Source organism: Mesorhizobium sp. M2A.F.Ca.ET.043.02.1.1, assembly GCF_003952405.1.
Classification (GTDB): domain Bacteria; phylum Pseudomonadota; class Alphaproteobacteria; order Rhizobiales; family Rhizobiaceae; genus Mesorhizobium.
Genome location: NZ_CP034445.1, coordinates 6609160 through 6627415 on the forward strand (window position 1 = coordinate 6609160; position 18256 = coordinate 6627415).

Genomic DNA, 18256 nt, shown 5'->3' on the forward strand with positions numbered 1-18256 from the left:
GAAAAAATGGCCACCTATACGGAGCTCTCATCCGGTTCCTGGCGCGTGCAGGTTCGTCGCAAAGGTCGCTACGTCAGCGAGACGTTCTTGCGCCGAGACAACGCACGACGATGGCCAACCGAAACCGAACGCCAAGTCGACCGCGGCGAGACACCGACCAAGTCTCGTGTAGCGCGCCTTAAAACTTTCGGCGAAATCATCGACCTCCATATCGACGACATCTGCGATGTAGGCAAGTCCCCTCGCCGCTCCAAGGCCGCCGCCCTCGATATGCTCCAACGACAGCTGGGGAAATGCAACATCGCGGCTCTCGATCGCGAACGGCTCATCCTATTTGGTCGTGAGCGAGCCGCCCAAGGTGAAACGCGACATGGAGGAAGGCTATGGCGGACGACAAATCCAAGAGAGGCAAACAGGACAGAGCTCGGGTTTCGGCAAGCGAGCCGTATGAAGTCAATTACTTTGCCCGGAAGCATGGCATCACTAAGGATCAAGCCCTGAAAATCATCAAAGACACCAAGGGCAATCGGGACAAAGCGAATGCTGCCGCTGAGAAAATCTCTGGCAAGTAGAGCCTCGGCACGGGGACGCTGGACACGACCCGCTCTACGGCGTTTTGATTGCACTTCCTGGGCAGGGGCAACTCATGTTTCGGATCATCGTCACCATGGCGGTCGCCGGCATTTTGATGCCGGCCGGTCCCGGCGTCGATCATCAGGCGTCCGGATCCTTCAACCATATTCTTGGTCGACCATACCGGTCGAGGGCTGCTGGTGGTTTGTACATGGCCGCTTTACAGGCGGATTTGGTAGCGCTACCGTTTCGAAGTCGCGTGACCCCGGGGGGAGGAAATCTGGGGCAGACGTCGCCGACGCCAGTGGTGGATCGCCGCACCGGCATCCGTTTCAAGCCACGCCTGATAAAAACGGCTCCCCGCGACAAGTCGCAGGGACCATCGGGAGGAATTCGATGGCGTCTGTCGCGATTGGCGATGTCTACAAATCGTTCGGGACCACCGAGGTCCTGCATGGCGTCAGCGTCGATATAGATGACGGCGAGTTCGTTACGTTGGTCGGACCGTCCGGCTGCGGGAAATCGACGCTTCTGCGGATGATTGCCGGCCTGGAAAAGATTTCGCGCGGCCATATCTCGATCGGCAGCCGGATCGTCAATGACGTTGCTCCGAAGGAACGCGACGTGGCCATGGTCTTTCAGAATTACGCGCTCTATCCGCATATGACGGTTGCGGAGAACATGGCGTTCTCGCTCATGCTCAAAGGTGTTCCGAAGGCGGATAGCGATAAAGGTGTTAAGCGGGCAGCCGAAATCCTCGGGCTGGTTCCGCTGCTGTCGCGCTATCCGCGGCAGCTCTCAGGCGGCCAACGTCAACGCGTCGCCATGGGCCGCGCCATCGTTCGCAATCCGCAGGTGTTCCTGTTTGATGAACCGCTCAGCAACCTCGATGCCAAGCTCAGGGTGCAGATGCGCGCCGAGATCAAGGAGTTGCACCAGCGGCTGAAGACCACGACGGTGTATGTCACGCATGACCAGATCGAGGCCATGACCATGGCAGATAAGATCGTGGTCATGCACGACGGCATGGTCGAACAGATCGGGCCGCCGCTAGATCTATACGACCGGCCGAACAACCTGTTCGTGGCAAGCTTCATTGGTTCTCCCGCCATGAACATGCTCAAGGGAACAATCCTGACTGAAGGCACGCCGCGGTTCCAGGGCGAAGGAGGGATTTCGGTGACTTTGCCCGCGCCGTTCTCCATCGGCAATGGCGAGCCCGTCGTGCTGGGGATACGGCCCGAACATTTGCGGCTGGCCGACAATGGCATTCCAGTCACCGTGGTGGTGATCGAGCCTACCGGTTCTGAAGTACAGATCATCGGCCGGACGGCGGGAGGTGAGGATATCGTCGCCAATTTCCGGGAACGTCATTCCTTCACGCCTGGAGAAACCATCCAACTGTCGGTCGAGCCTGATCACGTTCATCTCTTTCACGGCGAAACCGGCAAGCGCATCGATAAGCCCTCGCAGCGGTAGGCGACACGCAACGACGAAGAGACAGGAGGAAACGAGCATGAAATTCACCAGACGCGACGTGATCCGCACGACCGCCGGCGCCGCCGCCGGCATGTTAGGGGGCCAGTTCGTTGGCTCTCCGGCCTTTGCCCAGGAGGCTTTGAAGTACAAACCGGAGGATGGCGCAAAGCTGAGGCTCCTGCGCTGGTCGCCTTTCGTGCAGGGTGACGAGGACCAGTGGTTGAAGAACACCAAACGGTTCACCGAAATGACGGGGGTGGAGGTCCGTGTCGACAAGGAGAGCTGGGAAGACATTCGCCCCAAGGCTGCGGTCGCAGCGAATGTCGGCTCAGGTCCGGACCTGATGTTCGTCTGGTTCGACGATCCGCACCAGTACCCTGACAAGCTTCTCGACGTGACGGAACTGGGCGATTATCTCGGGAAGAAATATGGCGGCTGGTACGATGGGCCGAAACAGTATGCGACGCGCGAGGGCAAGTTCATCGGCCTGCCTCTGGCCACCATCGGCAACGCCATCGTCTACCGCGAAAGTTGGGTGAAGGAGGCCGGTTTCTCGGAGTTTCCGAAGGACACAGCCGGCTTCCTCCAACTCTGCAAGGCGCTCAAGGCCAAAGGTCATCCTGCCGGCTTCACGCATGGCCACGGAGTCGGCGACGGCAACAACTATGCGCATTGGCTGCTGTGGAGCCATGGCGGCCAGATGGTCGACGAGCAAGGCAAGGTCACGATCAACAGCCCCGAGACGCTCAAGGCGATTCAGTATGCACAGGAGCTTTACAAGACCTTCATTCCCGGCACCGAGAGCTGGCTCGACGTCAACAACAACCGCGCCTTCCTGGCCGGCGAAGTGAGCGTCATCGCCAACGGGATTTCCGTCTACAACACGGCCAAGGTCAACAAGGACAATGATCCGAAGCTGACCGAGATCGCCAAGGACATGCGCACGACCAACATGCCGATCGGTCCGGTCGGGAAATCCGTCGAGCTGTTCCAGGTGACCACAGCCGTCATTTTCAACTACACGCCCTACCCCAACGCGGCGAAGGCCTATCTGCAGTTCATGTTCGAGGATCCGCAAATGTCGGATTGGATCACCTCCTCGGCGGGCTACTGCTGCCAGACGCTCAAATCCTTCGCCAACAATCCGGTTTGGAAGGCCGATCCGAACAACGCGGCCTACGCGAAGGCCTCGGAGACGCTACGTCCCAACGGCTATGCGGGGCCGCTTGGCTACGCCTCGGCCGCCACCATGGCCGACTATGTTCTTGTCGACATGTTCGCCAAAGCCGTGACCGGGCAGGCCGCGCCGCAGGAAGCGATGGAAGAGGCGGAAAAGCGCGCCAACCGCTACTATCGCGTATGACCACAGCTGAGCCGGGCGGTCGACCGTGCTGCCCGGCTCGGTTTCGGACGGCGGCTTGCGCCGCCATGCACCAGACCTCATGAGGAGCCGACCATGGCCGTGACGTCAGCTGCGGTTCGGCCGCGCCAATCAATCCTGTCGCGTCTGTCGGAAAGCCGAAATACCCTCGGCTTCGGCTTCATGTTGCCAGCGGCTGCGCTGTTGCTGGTCTTCCTGACTTACCCGCTTGGGCTCGGCGTCTGGCTTGGTTTCACTGACGCCCGCATTGGCCGCCCAGGCATCTTCATCGGCATTGAGAATTATGAGTACCTGTGGAGCGACAGCGTCTTCTGGCTCTCAGTCTTCAACACGCTGCTCTACACGGTCAGCGCTTCGATCCTGAAATTCATGCTCGGGCTCTGGCTGGCGCTCATCCTCAACGAGAACCTGCCCTTCAAGTCGTTCTTTCGCGCGGTGGTGCTGCTGCCCTGGGTGGTGCCGACGGTGCTTTCGGCCATCGCCTTCTGGTGGATCTACGATTCGCAGTTCTCGATCCTGTCATGGGCGCTTCAGCAGATGGGACTTATCGACCATCGCATCAACTTCCTCGGCGACCCGACCAATGCGCGCGCCTCGGTGATCGCGGCCAATGTCTGGCGCGGCATCCCATTCGTCGCCATCACTCTGCTCGCCGGCCTGCAGACCATCCCGCAATCGCTCTACGAGGCCGCCACCCTCGACGGGGCCAGCCGTTGGCAGTTGTTCCGCTACGTGACCCTGCCGCTGCTGACGCCGATCATTGCCATCACCATGACTTTCTCGGTGCTCTTCACCTTCACCGATTTCCAACTGATCTATGTGCTCACTCGTGGCGGCCCGGTGAACGCCACGCATTTGATGGCGACATTATCTTTCCAACGCGGCATTGCTGGGGGCCAACTCGGAGAGGGCGCGGCGATCGCCGTCGCCATGATCCCCTTCCTGCTGGCGGCGATCCTGTTCAGCTATTTCGGCTTGCAACGGCGCAGATGGCAGCAAGGCGGCGGAGACTGAACATGGCCGCGATCAAGCAAGCCGGGCGCGTTGATACCGACGAAGGGGGCATGGGCTACCTGCAAAGTCTGCCCCGCCGGGTGGTGACGATCTACCTGCCGCTGCTGGTGTTCATGATCGTACTCCTGTTCCCCTTCTACTGGATGACGGTCACAGCCATTAAGCCGAATGCCGAGATGACCGACTACGTGAACTACAACCCATTCTGGGTTGTTCATCCGACATTGCAGCACATACGTTATCTGTTGTTTGAGACCTCTTATCCTGGTTGGCTGCTCAACACTCTCATCATCTCGACGGCCGCCACTTTCCTGTCGCTGTTGGCAGCGGTGCTGGCGGCCTATGCCATCGAACGCCTGCGATTCTCGGGCGCGCGGCAGGTCGGCCTGGCAGTGTTCCTGGCCTATCTTGTGCCGCCTTCGATTCTATTCATCCCACTGTCCCTGATGGTGTTCAATCTCGGCCTCTATGACACACCGTTCGCGCTGATCCTCACCTACCCCACCTTCCTCATTCCTTTCTGCACCTGGCTGCTGATGGGCTATTTTCGGTCGATCCCGTTCGAATTGGAAGAATGCGCTCTGATCGATGGCGCTAGCCGTTTGCAGATCCTCACCAAGATCGTGCTGCCGCTGTCAGTACCTGGTCTGATATCTGCGGGCATCTTCGCCTTCACGCTATCGTGGAACGAGTTCATTTATGCGTTGACCTTCATTCAATCGTCGGAAAAGAAGACGGTACCGGTTGGCGTGCTCACCGAGCTGGTCCGCTCCGACGTCTACGAATGGGGTGCGCTTATGGCAGGGGCGCTGATTGGGTCGCTGCCGGTGGTGATTCTCTATTCATTCTTTGTCGAGCACTACGTCTCCTCGATGACCGGCGCGGTAAAGGAATAACGCGGCGCGATCGCATCTGCTGTGTCCTCTCCCACGACTTTGCCGGGAAGTGGCCGCGGCCGCGAGATAGAGGCGGCTGCGACTGAAGCTGCCGGGGTCTCGGGGGCGGAGAGTTCGCTGCCCGTGCGGGTTCTCCAGCCCACAGCAGGAGCTTGCGGACAAGGCGATCGTCTCGCTCAACGCGCTGGCCCGCTTAGAGAGCGGCAAGGTCGATTCCCCGGTCAGCAGGATGCATGCCATCGAAGCAGCTCTGACCAAGGCCGGCGTCGAGTTCTTGCCCGCCGGTCAAAGGCGAGGGCGTCCGCCTCCTCGATCCTCAGGCCTGAGCCCCCTGCCCCGCCTGCTGACCAATCCGAATGACGTCCACCAGCACCGAACGAATCTGTAGCCATGGAAATTCAGTATGCTTAAGCCCGGCGAACCAGGCGCAGCCGTTGAGACCCGTCAACCGACCGCGAGCCACGATCGCCGGCTGCATGCCATCCGCTGCGGCTGAGAAGCGCTCGTGTTTGGGCTGCTGGCAGGTTCAGAATGTGTCGACACGTCGGCCTGCCGGAGTCCGGCCTACCCCTTCCTGCAAACGGCTAACTCGCAAACGCACACTAAAGAACGGCTCGACGGCGAGTTATGTCACCCTTATACACAGGTCGCGGGCACATTTCTGCTTACGATCGTGAAATGTCGTGATAATTGGAGATATCGGGACCTCTGGGCAATGGAGTGGGTTCTCTAGAGTTCCAGCATGAGGAGGACAATCCGTATGACCACCCAGGTTGTACACGGCGCATTTGGACCAAAGCAGGTGAAGCAGCTCAAGGAAATTTATGAGCGAGCGCAGGCTGTGACCGCCCAGTATCCTGAATCCCACGTCGCTAACAAAGCCGCCAAGAAGTTGATCGATGCGTTTGAGACAGTGACCCGTAGCCATGAGGCGGTCTGCCGTTGGCTGAGCGAGACTGAACCCCAGGGACACGCCTGAGGTTCCAATCGTCAATTCTAGGAGCATCTGTCCGCCTGCCAGACAATGCTGGCAGGCGGATTTTCTGCTGTGCCGCTCACCGCAAAAGCGATAGGGGAGCCATTGGGGCGGGCGAATGGCTCCCCTACCCTGTCTTCGCTTTATCCGCAGACAGACCGGCGTAAGCCCGGGCAGACGCTGGCAAACAGATGTTCTTCTTTGGCAATGTATGACGTCAACGAAGCCTTTGGAGTAAGAAGCCGCCGTGGATTAACGGTCCTGCTTCCGCCTATCGGATGAGGTTGGCGGCGCTGCTTTGCCTGAAATCATTTGCGTGCACGACTCCAGGAACCCGGCCCAATGGTTTCGGCCCGTATGCCTGCCCCATCAGCGGGACCCTTGAGAGCCAAAAAAATTTACAGAAAATTAACTTAGATTAGCTCTCGCTAGTAAAGCATCAACTACTGAATTCTAGGTGGTGTAGGGGAGAAGCGATGAGCGTCCAAGCTGGGGGGGCCTGGCTGGACTCTCAGATTGGTAGAAACTTTCAAAAAATCTAGGATTTGAGGGGGCTGTCGGCCGCCATGAGGCGGTCGTGTTGGGCAAAGGTTGGGGTGCTAGTATGAGTTCTGTGATCGGACTACATAATCTTGCTTCGCCAAATCAATCAGAAATCTCGTCGAGCAGCGCAAAGAGCAACGAACAACTAGACAAGGAATGCCTACTTATTCTTGACGGAAGGGCGTTAGACCGGGAATGTCTAGCATCGGCTCTGGAGGACCATGAGCTTGGCATGGCTGTTGTCGCCATGGACAGGATCGAAGAATGGCGAATAAAGAAGGAAGCATACCCTCGTTTAGCCGCTATCCTATTTAATCTTGGCGGACGCAAAGTTACCGATCAAAGCATAGCTGAAGAGGTCCGGATGATCTCTTCAGAGTTCAGTTCTGTTCCAGTGATTCTGCTGGCTGACACGGAAGATCTTACACAGATACTGACCGCCCTTGAAAGCGGCGCACGCGGATACATTCCGACTTCTGTTGGCATTGACGTCTGTGTCGAAGCCGTCAACCTTGCGGCGGCTGGCGGCATCTTCGTACCGGCCAGTAGCGTGCTGTCCATGCGGCATCTGATCGATTCAGGCAGCCGCGACGCACGTCCGCTGACGACTATGTTCACGCACCGGCAAGCTGAAGTGGCTCAGGCGCTTCGGCGCGGCAAGGCGAACAAGATCATAGCCTACGAACTGAACTTGCGCGAAAGCACCGTGAAAGTCCACATCCGCAATATCATGAAGAAACTGAAGGCGACCAACAGGACTGAGGTTGCCTACAAGGTGAACGACCTTTTCGGGGAAGGTGCCCTCGCGGAAGAATGACAGGTGGTTTCAGACGGCCCGCCAGAGTTCACTTCTGCGGGTCGTCTTTGTTAGCCTCGTTCCGCGATCGGCTGTTCCGCAGCCGCTGCAAATGGCGTGATCGTTATAAAACGCCGGTATTGGGCTCCAACATCCACCATAAGTGCTAAATCGGCAGCCATTTGGTGATCGCGAAATTTTGGACCGGACATGTAGACTTTCCAACAGCTGGAGTGTGGTACATGTCTGAGCAGAGCCCTTGTTTTCGCAAATCTGTCCGTTTGCAAGGTCGCGCGCGCCAACTGATCCCAGGTGGCTGCCATACATACGCGAAGGGCGATGATCAGTATCCCATTCTCGCCCCGGGTTTCATTGAGCGTGGACTTGGATGTCATGTCTGGGACGTCGATGGCAACGAATACATCGAATATGGCATGGGCAATCGTTCCGTTGGATTGGGGCATGCCTACCCGACAGTCCTGAGAGCGGTTGAGGCAGCGTTGAGTGGTGGTTCCAATTTCACGCGACCGGCTAGGATCGAAGTCGACTGCGCCGAGACGTTTCTGGAGCTTGTCGACGCGCAGATGGTAAAATTCTGCAAGGATGGCTCGGATGCGACGTCCGGCGCCGTGCGCTTGGCCCGCGCTTATACAGGGCGCGACCTCGTGGCCTGCTGCGCCGACCATCCATTCTTTTCGACGGACGATTGGTTCATCGGCACGACACCGATGAATGCCGGTATTCCGGAGGTGGTCCGAAATCTCACCGTCACCTTCCGATACAACATCGCCAGCGTAAAAGATCTGTTCGACAGATATCCGGGCAAGCTGGCCGCGCTGATCCTCGAGCCATCCCGCGGAGACGACCCGGCAGACGGCTTCCTGCATGAAGTGCAACGTCTCTGCAGGGAAAACGGCGCGCTGCTTATTCAGAGGTCGGAGCCTACAACCAGACATTCTGAGAGGAACTGAAGCATGGCACACCGGATCGTAAGTTTCGTCATGAGCGGAGGTGTCGGGTCGCGGCTATGGCCGCTCTCGCGCGAAGACAATCCCAAGCAGTTCCACGATCTGTCGGGGGATGGCTCCATGCTGGCGAAGACGGTTCGGCGCCTCAAAGCATGGCCAAATAGCGAAACGCCGATCTATCTGATAGCGTCCGAACGTCATGCCGAACGCGTTATCTCTGACATAAGTCCGCTCGGACTGAACGGTGGAAGGCCGATCTTCGAACCCCTGGGCCGCAATACTGCGGCGGCGGTCGCAATAGCGACACTGCAGACGATTTCCGAACACGGCAAGGATGCACTCGTGCTCGTGGTCCCATCCGACCATCAGATATCGACCGAGACGCAATTTTGGGAAACCGTCGAAGCCGGCATGCCTGCCGCAGACGCTGGTAGCATTGTCGTCTTCGGGATCAAGCCCACTCATCCGGAAACTGGATATGGGTACATCGAGGTTGCCGCCAATGGCGATGGCGCGGCCGCGGTTTCGCGCTTTGTCGAAAAGCCGAACGTCGAGACGGCGCAAAAATATCTGTCGTCGGGAAGGTTCTACTGGAACGCGGGCATCTTCCTGTTTCGCGCCGACACGATGCAGAAAGCCTTGATCGAATTGCAGCCGGAAATCTGGGATACCGCGGAACGCGCCTTCAGGTCCGCCACGACCGATATTTCGGGCCTCTACTTGCCCCAACGCTTCTACTCGGCGGTCCCCTCCACGTCAATTGACTATGCCGTCATGGAACATGCGCAGGGCATCGCGATGGTGACGGCTTCTTTCCGCTGGAATGATCTCGGGTCGTGGCAATCGTTGCTGGAGTCTAGCCCCGCCGACGGCAACGGCAATGTGGTGATGGGCGATGTCGTGGCAATGGACTGCAAAAATTCCTACCTCAGGAGCCAAGGTCGGCTGCTCACTGTGATCGGAATGAAGGATGTGGCGGTGGTTGCAACGCCGGACGCGATATTCGTCGCCCCGGTCAGCCACAGCCAGAATGTGAAGAAAGTCGTGGAACAACTCGAGAAAAGCGGGCGATTAGAGACGAAGTTCACGGCATCGGAAGACCGGGTCATTGTCAGCGGATCATGGCGCAAGCGCGTCGAGCACTGGCTTTTCAACGAGACTCTTCCGCTATGGTCGACCGCAGGGGTCGACACTGTTCATGGAGGCTTTCACGAAGCGCTCGGTTTCGATGCGAGGCCATTGGGCAAGCCCAAGCGGATGCGGACGATGGCCCGCCAGATCTATGCCTTCGCGGTAGCCAAGGAACGCGGCTGGACTGGCCCTGCCGACAAGCTCATCGATCACGGAATTGACTTCATCGCAAAATACGGCCGGACCGATCGAGGCGGCTGGGTGCGCACCCTCAATTCCAATGGAAGCGTGGCCGATCCGATGGAGGATGCCTACGACCATTCCTGCGTGCTTCTTGCGCTTGCCCACGCCTATAGATGCGGTCACCACACGGCTTTGCAGCTCGCACAGGAGACATTTCATTTTATCGATTCCCACCTTGAGGATGGCAGCCTGAATGGCTTCCTGGAGACACCCGGCTGGAACGGCGTCCGGTCCTCGAACCCGCACATGCACATGCTCGAATCGTTCCTTGCCTGGCATGATGCCACCGGCGACCGCACATATCTTCGTCGAGCGGCTCGCGTGATCGATCTCTTCCGGTGTCATTTTTTCGATCAGGAAAGTTGGACGCTTGCCGAATATTTTGACGCCGACTGGCTGCCGTTGCCCGGAGACAAAGGGCAATGGACCGAACCGGGGCATCATTTCGAATGGGCCTCCCTGCTCGCGGACTTCGCGCGGGCCAGCGGACAAAAGGATTTGGCTGCTTACGCCAGGAAACTCTATTCCTCAGCAGTTGCCAGCGGATTGAATCGAGCCACAGGGCTGGCATACGCGGCCGTGTCGCGACAAGGGATGCCTCTCGACAGACTCTCGCGCAGCTGGCCGCAATGCGAGGCTGTCAAGGCGGCGATCGCGCTGGACAATATTGGTGGGCCTGATCTGAAACCCGAAATCGAAGCCCGTGTCGCGCGCCTTTTCAGATGGCATATCGATCCCGCACCGCTTGGCCTGTGGGTGGACAGGATCGACGAGCGCGGTCGGTCGCTTGCAACTGAGGTCCCAGCCAGCATCTTCTACCATCTGGTGACGGCGCTGACGCAGTATCTCGACAAGACCGAGGGACAGGTCGAACCGTTTCCGCTGCCTTCCCAGAAAAAGGACAGCCCCTCATCGAAGCAGGTCTACGGCTGAAGAAGCGACTGGGCCTCGCTTCGCGACGGCGGCGGATCCTGGCGGGACGTCTTCATTGGTGATGCCGAAGAACACCAGCTACCGCTAATTCAGTATCCCCTTGCCTCTGGGTCACTGCTGCAAACTGGGTTACCGTCACCAATGGCTACACCTTAAAGAGAAGGGTCTAACCCTCGGTCTCTTGGACTGCGCACACTCGTCAAGATGTTGGAAATAAAAAGCTTTTTGTCCGGGTAGTTAAGACGACGATGGCAAAGAAGAAATCGAGAGGCAGGCGTAGTGGCGATCTCCTGAAGTTGCTGGCAACAAGGCCGCGGGCGGTCGCGCTCGCTGCGCTGCATGTGAGTGAATCGGTCCTTTTGGAACTTGAGGCCTCGGAAGTGTTGTCGCCGGCGGAGATCAGGGGGCTGCTGAGGGACGCGTCGCTGACTTTGCGCAATGCTGCCGACCAGGCGGACAACCGGAGCTGTCTGGTTGCCAGTGAGATAGTTGAGTCAATGAGAGAGAACTTCAAGAGAAGTAAGTCATAGATGATACCCGACCTGGCGGATATCAAACCGGACCATAACTGGTTTTGAGCCAGAGTTAGCGCTCGGTTTGATGTCACAATGCCTTATCGTTCCGGACGTCAAAAAGGTTGCTCATCACGTGAAATTTCATATACATGATGAGGCTGAGGGAGGTATATACGCAGTCGAGGGCGAGGGGTACGGATGACGTTTGCTTCACGTTCTTTTTCGAAAGGGGACGAGCACCGTTCGTCATACGTTGGACTTAACGATGACGACGCCGCGTTGATGAAGACGCTCGGGCTCGCTTCCAAGCGATATCCAGCCGACGCGGTAATCTTCAGCCAGGGCGACAGCAACGATCGTATATACATCGTTGAGTCAGGGTGGGGCTGCATTTCCCACGAGCTACCTGGGGGACAGCGGCAAATTTTAGATTTTGCCTTAACGGGTGATGTGGTTCTGCCTCAATCATATGGAGGTGGCACCGTCGAAACGTTCGCGAGCCTGACCGAACTGTCGTTGTTGGTGGCGCCCACCAAGACACTCACGCTGGCCGCTATGAAATCGCCTCATCTGTTCTCGTTCATCATGGACGCTCTGGTGCGCAACGGTGCTGTGATAGCTCAGCACCTCGCCAATGTAGGACGGCGTACCGCCTTGGAGCGAACGGCGCATTTGCTGCTTGAATTGACGGGGCGTCTGCGGCGTGTTGGCGCCGTTGACCGCAACGGCTTTGATTGCCCCCTCACGCAATACGATCTCGCTGACGCCCTTGGCCTTACCCCGATCCATGTGAATCGAATGTTGCGGGAACTCCGCGAGCGCAAGTTCCTCGAGTTCCGCCAGGGTCATGTCCGCCTGCTCGATGCTGCGGGCCTGACAAAGTTTGTGGGATTTGATGGCGACTATGTGAAGGACTGAGCGCTCATCCAATGCTCCCGGCTCTTCCGGGAACAGGGCGCCAAGTCGCGACTTCTACAAAGTACGGCCGCTTCTCCGTGCCTCGCACAGCCTTAGGCAAGGTCTTGGAGGTCGCTCCGCGCGCCATGTGACACGTGGCTTGAACGACGTCCTCCAGTTTGTCGCTGCCTGGCCGGCTTTGCAGGTCCAACGGCCGTTCTAGTCAGGAGTGCCGCCGGGCGCCAACCATCCTGCGCCTTATACTTCTTTGTTATTCGTTGGAAGAATTCCTCTTCGATAATCAACGGCATATCGCTAAGTCGCCGGCGCGCAGAATTAGAGGACCCTTGCGGTCAGGCCCGGCGCCGCTAACCCCAACGCGCCACAGGCGCCGGGCCGCCTCACACCCGGGTAAGGAAGTCTGCGCAAGCGGCCCGACAAGGTTGTGTGCGCCAAGTTCTGCAAAAAGGGGCGGCCATAGTGGACGCAATCGAGAGGCAATTTCCCTCGTGGAGCAGGCCGCGAGCATGGAAGCCGCTGCGCGATATTCCTGCAGCCCGTCTGCCTCATACTGGTCGACGCTGAATTCTTGCCAGCCTTGGGCGCCCGCGCCGCCGAGCTGGCGCGGTGTTACCCAATGGCTCCGATCGTCCTGGCGCGCTTCAAGAGGCCTACGCCACCGGGCAAGTATCATGGATCAAGAGCGCCAAGGTTTTCGTCTGGGGCGCTTGCCATGAGTCGAACATGCACCCGCAATTTGGGATGAGGCGAGGCGCGGAAACTTCAACCCAGGCGATGCCTCACCGCGAGTTGCCCATCGACTGGGCCAATAAGGTCGACAATGAACTGTCCAGTCCCTCTAGCGAGCCATAGAGCCGCCGCTCGCGTGCACACGATTGCACACGCCAAACCTATGAACCCTGCTGGCGATTTTCGTCTGCATTAGACCTATTTCATTGCCAATGCAGGTGTCACAATCAAACCCCTTGATTTGATTGGCTGTATTCTCGTTTGATTTCAAATGGTTCGAGGGAGAGGGACAAAAGTCCCCTGCATGAAGGGACCATTTCCTGATTCACACCTTTTGTTAAAAGGCAACAGTCCGATTTGAACTTTCCACAAATAAGCGTAAAGTTTTCGTGCTCATGTTTTTGAGCGGGAGGCGTACAGGCAGTCAATGCCTGTTGAAGAGGGGCGGGGTTGAGTATGCCCTCATTGTCGATCCTTGGTGCCCGCCGTTGGTGGGTCACCGATGCGCATAGGACGCATCCGCCCAGAATTGCCTGACGGGGCATGGATGGAGGCGTAGCGACGGCCCCTCCCACACCCTCTACCCCGTGAGTCAATCCAGAACTCCAGTTTCCTTTTAACGATGGCGCGCAGCGCCGGCTCCGGCCGGCGGATGTGCGTCCGTGCGGCCGGTTGCCGGGCGTTGGGCCGATTACAGCGCCAGCCGCATTGAAACCAGGGAGAATCGCAATGGCACTGACCATCAATGTTTTCGGAAGCACGAAAATCGACGAAACGGCTAGCCCGCAGGATAGCGATATCGCGCTAGTCGACGTGCCGTCGAATGTCTCGACAGCGTTCAGCAACGCGGGAGCCAACCTCGCGAATGCGATTCAGGTCGCTGGCGGAGGGGGCGATGATCTGTCCGTCACGCCTGACTCTGGCTTTACCGTCAATGGCCTCGGCTTCGTCGATCCGACCAACGGTGCGCTCAACGGGGACGCCAGCGGGCTTTTCACCCTCGAGGGCAGAGAGATCTTCCTCTACGCCGACCCCAACAACGACAACGTCGTCCTCGGCCGGGAGGGCACCGTCGGAGGGGTGGCGGATCCGAGCGGCGCCATCGTATTTGCGATCTACGTCGAAGAGACCACGACCAATTCCCTAATCACTGGCGGCAAGTTCTGGATCGCACTCTTCGAGCCGCTGAAGCACCCGGACACTACCAACGATTTCGATTTCACTGTCAATCTCGACAATAAGCTCAAGGTCGCGGCAACCCAGCAAACGACCTTCTCCTTCGACAATGCGCCATCGGGCGCCAACGAGTTCATGATGTTCGGCAACAATCCCGCGGGCGTCAGCACCTCGGGCATCGTGGTGACCGGGCGTGCCCCTGACCCGAACACCGAGGACAATGACCATACTGGCGACACAGTCAGCAGCAGCCAGGCCGGACCCCACGCGACTGTTGGAGTGAACGGTCAGCATCTCGGGCCGGGCAATGGCCTAAGTTTCACTTTCGTCGACAATCCGGCCGAAGATTTCACGGTAGCCCCACAACAAGATCCGCACCCGCCCCAAGGTCTCGACTCAACGGAGGCCGACCACGAAAGCAACATCCAGTTTAGCGGCTATACCTCAGGCGTCACCGCGGCCTCGTTCACGGTCGCTCAGGTCAACCCGACCGGTAACACAGTCACAGTCAAGATTACCGCCTTCAATGATCCAAACGGCGCCGCGGGCGAAACAGGTACAGGTTTTGTCGAGGGATTTGCTGATGACGTCACGGTCAACATCACAGAGGTCAAGATCAATGGCGCTGTGGTCGCTGCAAATCTCAGCGGCGATACGGCGGTCATCTCGGGTGTCAAGAACGGGGATGTCGTCTCCTACACCACCACCAGCGCCCACACTCGGGTGCTGATCGAAAACGTTCAACCGACGAAGGGGCCGGGTTCGAACATCACCCTCGACATCGGCGGATTCACGATCTTGAGCAGCACGGGCGCGAGCGAGTTTGCCGGCACGCAACTCCAGTTCGACGATGACGGGCCGTCGATCACCGCGGTCGCGAGCACGGCATCGGTGCGCCACGACGAGACCGCCGGGGTGCAGTCCGACACCGACGTCGACGGCACGGCGTTCGCCTTCGGTTCGACGACGATCGCGTCGCTGTTCACCAACGTGCCGTCGCCTGGCGACGATCCGGATGTGGCAGGTACCGGCGCAATCGGCTTCGCCCGCAGCACCGCTTCGCTGCTGACCGTGACGGGCAGCGCCGGGGCCGATGGGCCGGCGGCGCAGGAACTCAGCTATGCGTTAAGCGTCAACAACGGCACCGACTCGGGGGTCGAGACAACCGCGGGCACTAAAATCTTCTTGTACAACGGCACTGGCAGCGCCGCAGGCCTGATTCTCGGCAGGGTCGGCACCGAGAACGCGGGAGGTGACACCGCCGATCCCGCCGGCACGGTGGCTTTCGCGCTGGCGACGAACGCGACCACAGGCGAGGTCTTCCTCGCCCAGTATCTGTCGTTGAAGCATCCGACCGGCGGCGCCTCGTACGATGAGACAATCACGCTGGCGTCGGGCGCAGTGCAGATGAGCGTCACCCGTACCGACGGCGACGGCGACACCGCCACCGACTCCGGCAACGACATCGGCCTGCTCGTCAAGTTCGACGATGACGGGCCGACAATCACGGCCGTGACGAGCGGCACGGCATCGGTGCGCCACGACGAGACCGCCGGGGTGCAGTCCGACACCGACGTCGACGGCACGGCGTTCGCCTTCGGTTCGACGACGATCGCGTCGCTGTTCACCAACGTGCCGTCGCCTGGCGACGATCCGGATGTGGCGGGCACCGGCGCAATCGGCTTCGCCCGTAGCACCGCTTCGCTGCTGACCGTGACCGGCGGCAGCGCCGGGGCCGATGGGCCGGCGGCGCAGGAACTCAGCTATGCGTTAAGCGTCAACAACGGCACCGACTCGGGGGTCGAGACAACCGCGGGCACTAAAATCTTCTTGTACAACGGCACTGGCAACGCCGCAGGCCTGATTCTCGGCAGGGTCGGCACCGAGAACGCGGGAGGTGACACCGCCGATCCCGCCGGCACGGTGGCTTTCGCGCTGGCGACGAACGCGACCACAGGCGAGGTCTTCCTCGCCCAGTATCTGTCGTTGAAGCATCCGACCGGCGGCGCCTCGTATGATGAGACAATCACGCTGGCGTCGGGCGCAGTGCAGATGAGCGTCACCCGTACCGACGGCGACGGCGACACCGCCACCGACTCCGGCAACGACATCGGCCTGCTCGTCAAGTTCGACGATGACGGGCCGACCGTCACGGTCAACGACATCGCGAACGGCACCTACGCCGCAGGCGGGAGCAGCACTTGGTCCGACGCTCCTGGCGCGGACGGGTTCAAGTCGCTGAACGTGACCTTCAACAACTACACAATCGACTCCCACTCCACTGTGACCGTCAACAGCTCGCTCGGGACGCTGACGACAACCGATGTGAACGGGAACTATGTCTTCAACGGGACGATCACCGACGACTTCACTAACGACGGCATCGTCAACCCTCAGCCGGTGGCGTTCAAGCTGACATTCGATGCGGTCGATCCGGGGTCCGGCAACTACAAGATCGAGCTGACAACCCCGCCCGGAACGATAACGACGGTTTCGTCCGCGAACGGAAGCCTCGATGCGGGCGGGCCGGATCCGGTGCGGACGCTGACGATCGGAAACCGCTCGATCGTATTCTCCGCAGTTAATGCCACGACCAATCCGACCAGTATCAAGGGCTTCCTCGACGCGAGCGAGAGCCAAATCCAGACCAACGCCACGTATCTCAGCCCGGCGCAGATGAACGTCAGCACGTCGGGCATCGGGCTCGGCAACAACAACTTCGATGGCAACGCCAATGCCGGCGTCGACGGCGCGACGACACAGGGAGGTGCCTTCGATGAGAGCTTTGTGATTGACCCGACGGCTTTCCTGGTCAGCAGCATGAAGATCTTCATCGACAATTCGGTCGGCGGCTACGACCCCTCGACCGAGGGCATCTTCTACAGGACCTACACCCGCAACGCCGACAACTCGATCACCGTGGGCGCGATTACCAAGGTGGAGAGCGCGGATCTGTACCAAGAAGCCGGCGGGCAAGTGAGCTTCGTCATCCCCTCCATCGACCAAAAGAACGACTTGGACGCGGTCCAGCTCTTCATGGGTTCGGGCACCGTGAAGGTCCCGGTGATCGAGTTCAATATTTCCAACACGTTCAACCCGGAGGCGCTCGACATGAACTTCACGGCAACCATCGCCGATGGCGATAATGATACCAAGAGCGACCCGTTCGCGATCCACGTCGCGATTGCTTAACGCGCATGAGCAGCGGCCGGGCCGAAAGCCCGGCCGCTTTTTTGGGGTAGGTAAATGGACGTAGTACCCGAAACCTTTGTCGATGCGTTTGGCGAGATTTCGCTCAAGCACGGCATGATCCGCATTGATCTGGTCTCGCTGTCCGGCTCCGAGCCGCGCGTGACGCAGCGGCTGATCACCAGCCTGCAGGCCTTCTCTCAAATGCTGCAGACGCAGAACGGCATGCGCGAACAGCTAGAGAAGGCGGGCGTGCTGCGGTCGCAGCAGCCGTCGTCACCGGGAGCCGAGCCGGGCTCCCAGCCCACTTCTCCCCTGCCGGTCGGGGAGGAAACGGCAGATGCTGGAGCAACGGTGGTGCGGCTGATGCCGCAGGCGGCATTGCCTGCGGCGGCAACGCCCGCGGCGACCGCGCGGCGGCGGCCGAAATCGCCAAATTTCAGCGACGAGCAATAGCCCAAATGCGTCGGTGCTTCATGCCCAACACAGCCCCTCTCCGCCCGTCATGGCGCAGCGGAAGCGGGAGCACGCCGAGGCCCGTTTGCGTCACGGCGCTCGTCCACGCGCCGACCTGCCGACATGCCGCGGAGCGAGAGCCATGAACGATCTCTATGGCGAACTGAATCGCTGGTTGTCCGATGCGCTCGCCACCCTCGCCGCCGCCGGGCACGGGCCGGTCGAGTGGCTCCACACCCGGTTCGTTCCTGCTGTGCACGGTGCTCGTATGGCTCGTCCTCACCTGGATGACCCAAACGCGCTCCTCCACCCTTCGCGCCGCCAAGCCTGATAATCTGCG

The 18256-nt window shown here is 59.4% G+C and carries 13 protein-coding genes and 1 pseudogene; all 14 read left to right on the forward strand.

Going from position 1 to position 18256, the window contains the following annotated elements:
• The first annotated feature begins 383 nt into the window (after positions 1–383).
• The 14 genes and pseudogenes from EJ068_RS32010 to EJ068_RS32080 all read left to right on the forward strand — a co-directional run bounded on the left by EJ068_RS32010 (position 384) and on the right by EJ068_RS32080 (position 18247).
• A complete protein-coding gene (locus EJ068_RS32010; RefSeq protein ID WP_127250562.1) occupies positions 384–572 on the forward strand; it encodes a DUF3606 domain-containing protein in 189 nt (62 codons plus the stop codon).
• A 397-nt stretch (positions 573–969) separates the two neighbouring features.
• A complete protein-coding gene (gene ugpC, locus EJ068_RS32015) occupies positions 970–2052 on the forward strand; it encodes a sn-glycerol-3-phosphate ABC transporter ATP-binding protein UgpC (protein WP_127250560.1) in 1083 nt (360 codons plus the stop codon).
• 37 nt (positions 2053–2089) lie between these two features.
• A complete protein-coding gene (locus tag EJ068_RS32020; RefSeq protein ID WP_127386104.1) occupies positions 2090–3415 on the forward strand; it encodes an ABC transporter substrate-binding protein in 1326 nt (441 codons plus the stop codon).
• 93 nt (positions 3416–3508) lie between these two features.
• Entirely contained in the window at positions 3509–4447 is a 939-nt protein-coding gene (locus EJ068_RS32025; protein WP_127250556.1) for a sugar ABC transporter permease, read from the forward strand.
• Between the two features lie 2 nt (positions 4448–4449).
• Positions 4450–5343, forward strand: coding sequence for a carbohydrate ABC transporter permease (locus EJ068_RS32030; protein WP_042642449.1), 894 nt, complete (start codon positions 4450–4452; stop codon positions 5341–5343).
• A gap of 760 nt (positions 5344–6103) precedes the next feature.
• Positions 6104–6322, forward strand: coding sequence for a hypothetical protein (locus EJ068_RS32040; RefSeq protein WP_126082689.1), 219 nt, complete (start codon positions 6104–6106; stop codon positions 6320–6322).
• Positions 6323–6923: 601 nt separating this feature from the next.
• Entirely contained in the window at positions 6924–7679 is a 756-nt protein-coding gene (locus tag EJ068_RS32045; protein WP_127250554.1) for a response regulator transcription factor, read from the forward strand.
• Between the two features lie 221 nt (positions 7680–7900).
• Positions 7901–8587: pseudogene (locus EJ068_RS32050) on the forward strand (aminotransferase class III-fold pyridoxal phosphate-dependent enzyme); the annotation flags it as partial.
• A gap of 45 nt (positions 8588–8632) precedes the next feature.
• Positions 8633–10933: a mannose-1-phosphate guanylyltransferase/mannose-6-phosphate isomerase gene (locus tag EJ068_RS32055; RefSeq protein WP_127250552.1), complete on the forward strand. Its 2301-nt coding sequence runs from the start codon at positions 8633–8635 to the stop codon at positions 10931–10933.
• A gap of 248 nt (positions 10934–11181) precedes the next feature.
• Positions 11182–11463 carry a hypothetical protein gene (locus EJ068_RS32060; protein ID WP_127250550.1) on the forward strand — a complete coding sequence of 94 codons (282 nt, stop codon included), beginning with the start codon at positions 11182–11184 and terminating at the stop codon, positions 11461–11463.
• A gap of 183 nt (positions 11464–11646) precedes the next feature.
• Positions 11647–12366 (forward strand): Crp/Fnr family transcriptional regulator, encoded by a 720-nt coding sequence (locus tag EJ068_RS32065; RefSeq protein ID WP_127250548.1) that lies wholly within the window; start codon positions 11647–11649, stop codon positions 12364–12366.
• 1458 nt (positions 12367–13824) lie between these two features.
• Positions 13825–17463 (forward strand): DUF5801 repeats-in-toxin domain-containing protein, encoded by a 3639-nt coding sequence (locus tag EJ068_RS32070; protein WP_129554982.1) that lies wholly within the window; start codon positions 13825–13827, stop codon positions 17461–17463.
• A gap of 54 nt (positions 17464–17517) precedes the next feature.
• Positions 17518–17916: a hypothetical protein gene (locus EJ068_RS32075; protein WP_126082684.1), complete on the forward strand. Its 399-nt coding sequence runs from the start codon at positions 17518–17520 to the stop codon at positions 17914–17916.
• Positions 17917–18058: 142 nt separating this feature from the next.
• A complete protein-coding gene (locus tag EJ068_RS32080) occupies positions 18059–18247 on the forward strand; it encodes a hypothetical protein (protein WP_129554983.1) in 189 nt (62 codons plus the stop codon).
• Positions 18248–18256 lie beyond the last annotated feature (9 nt).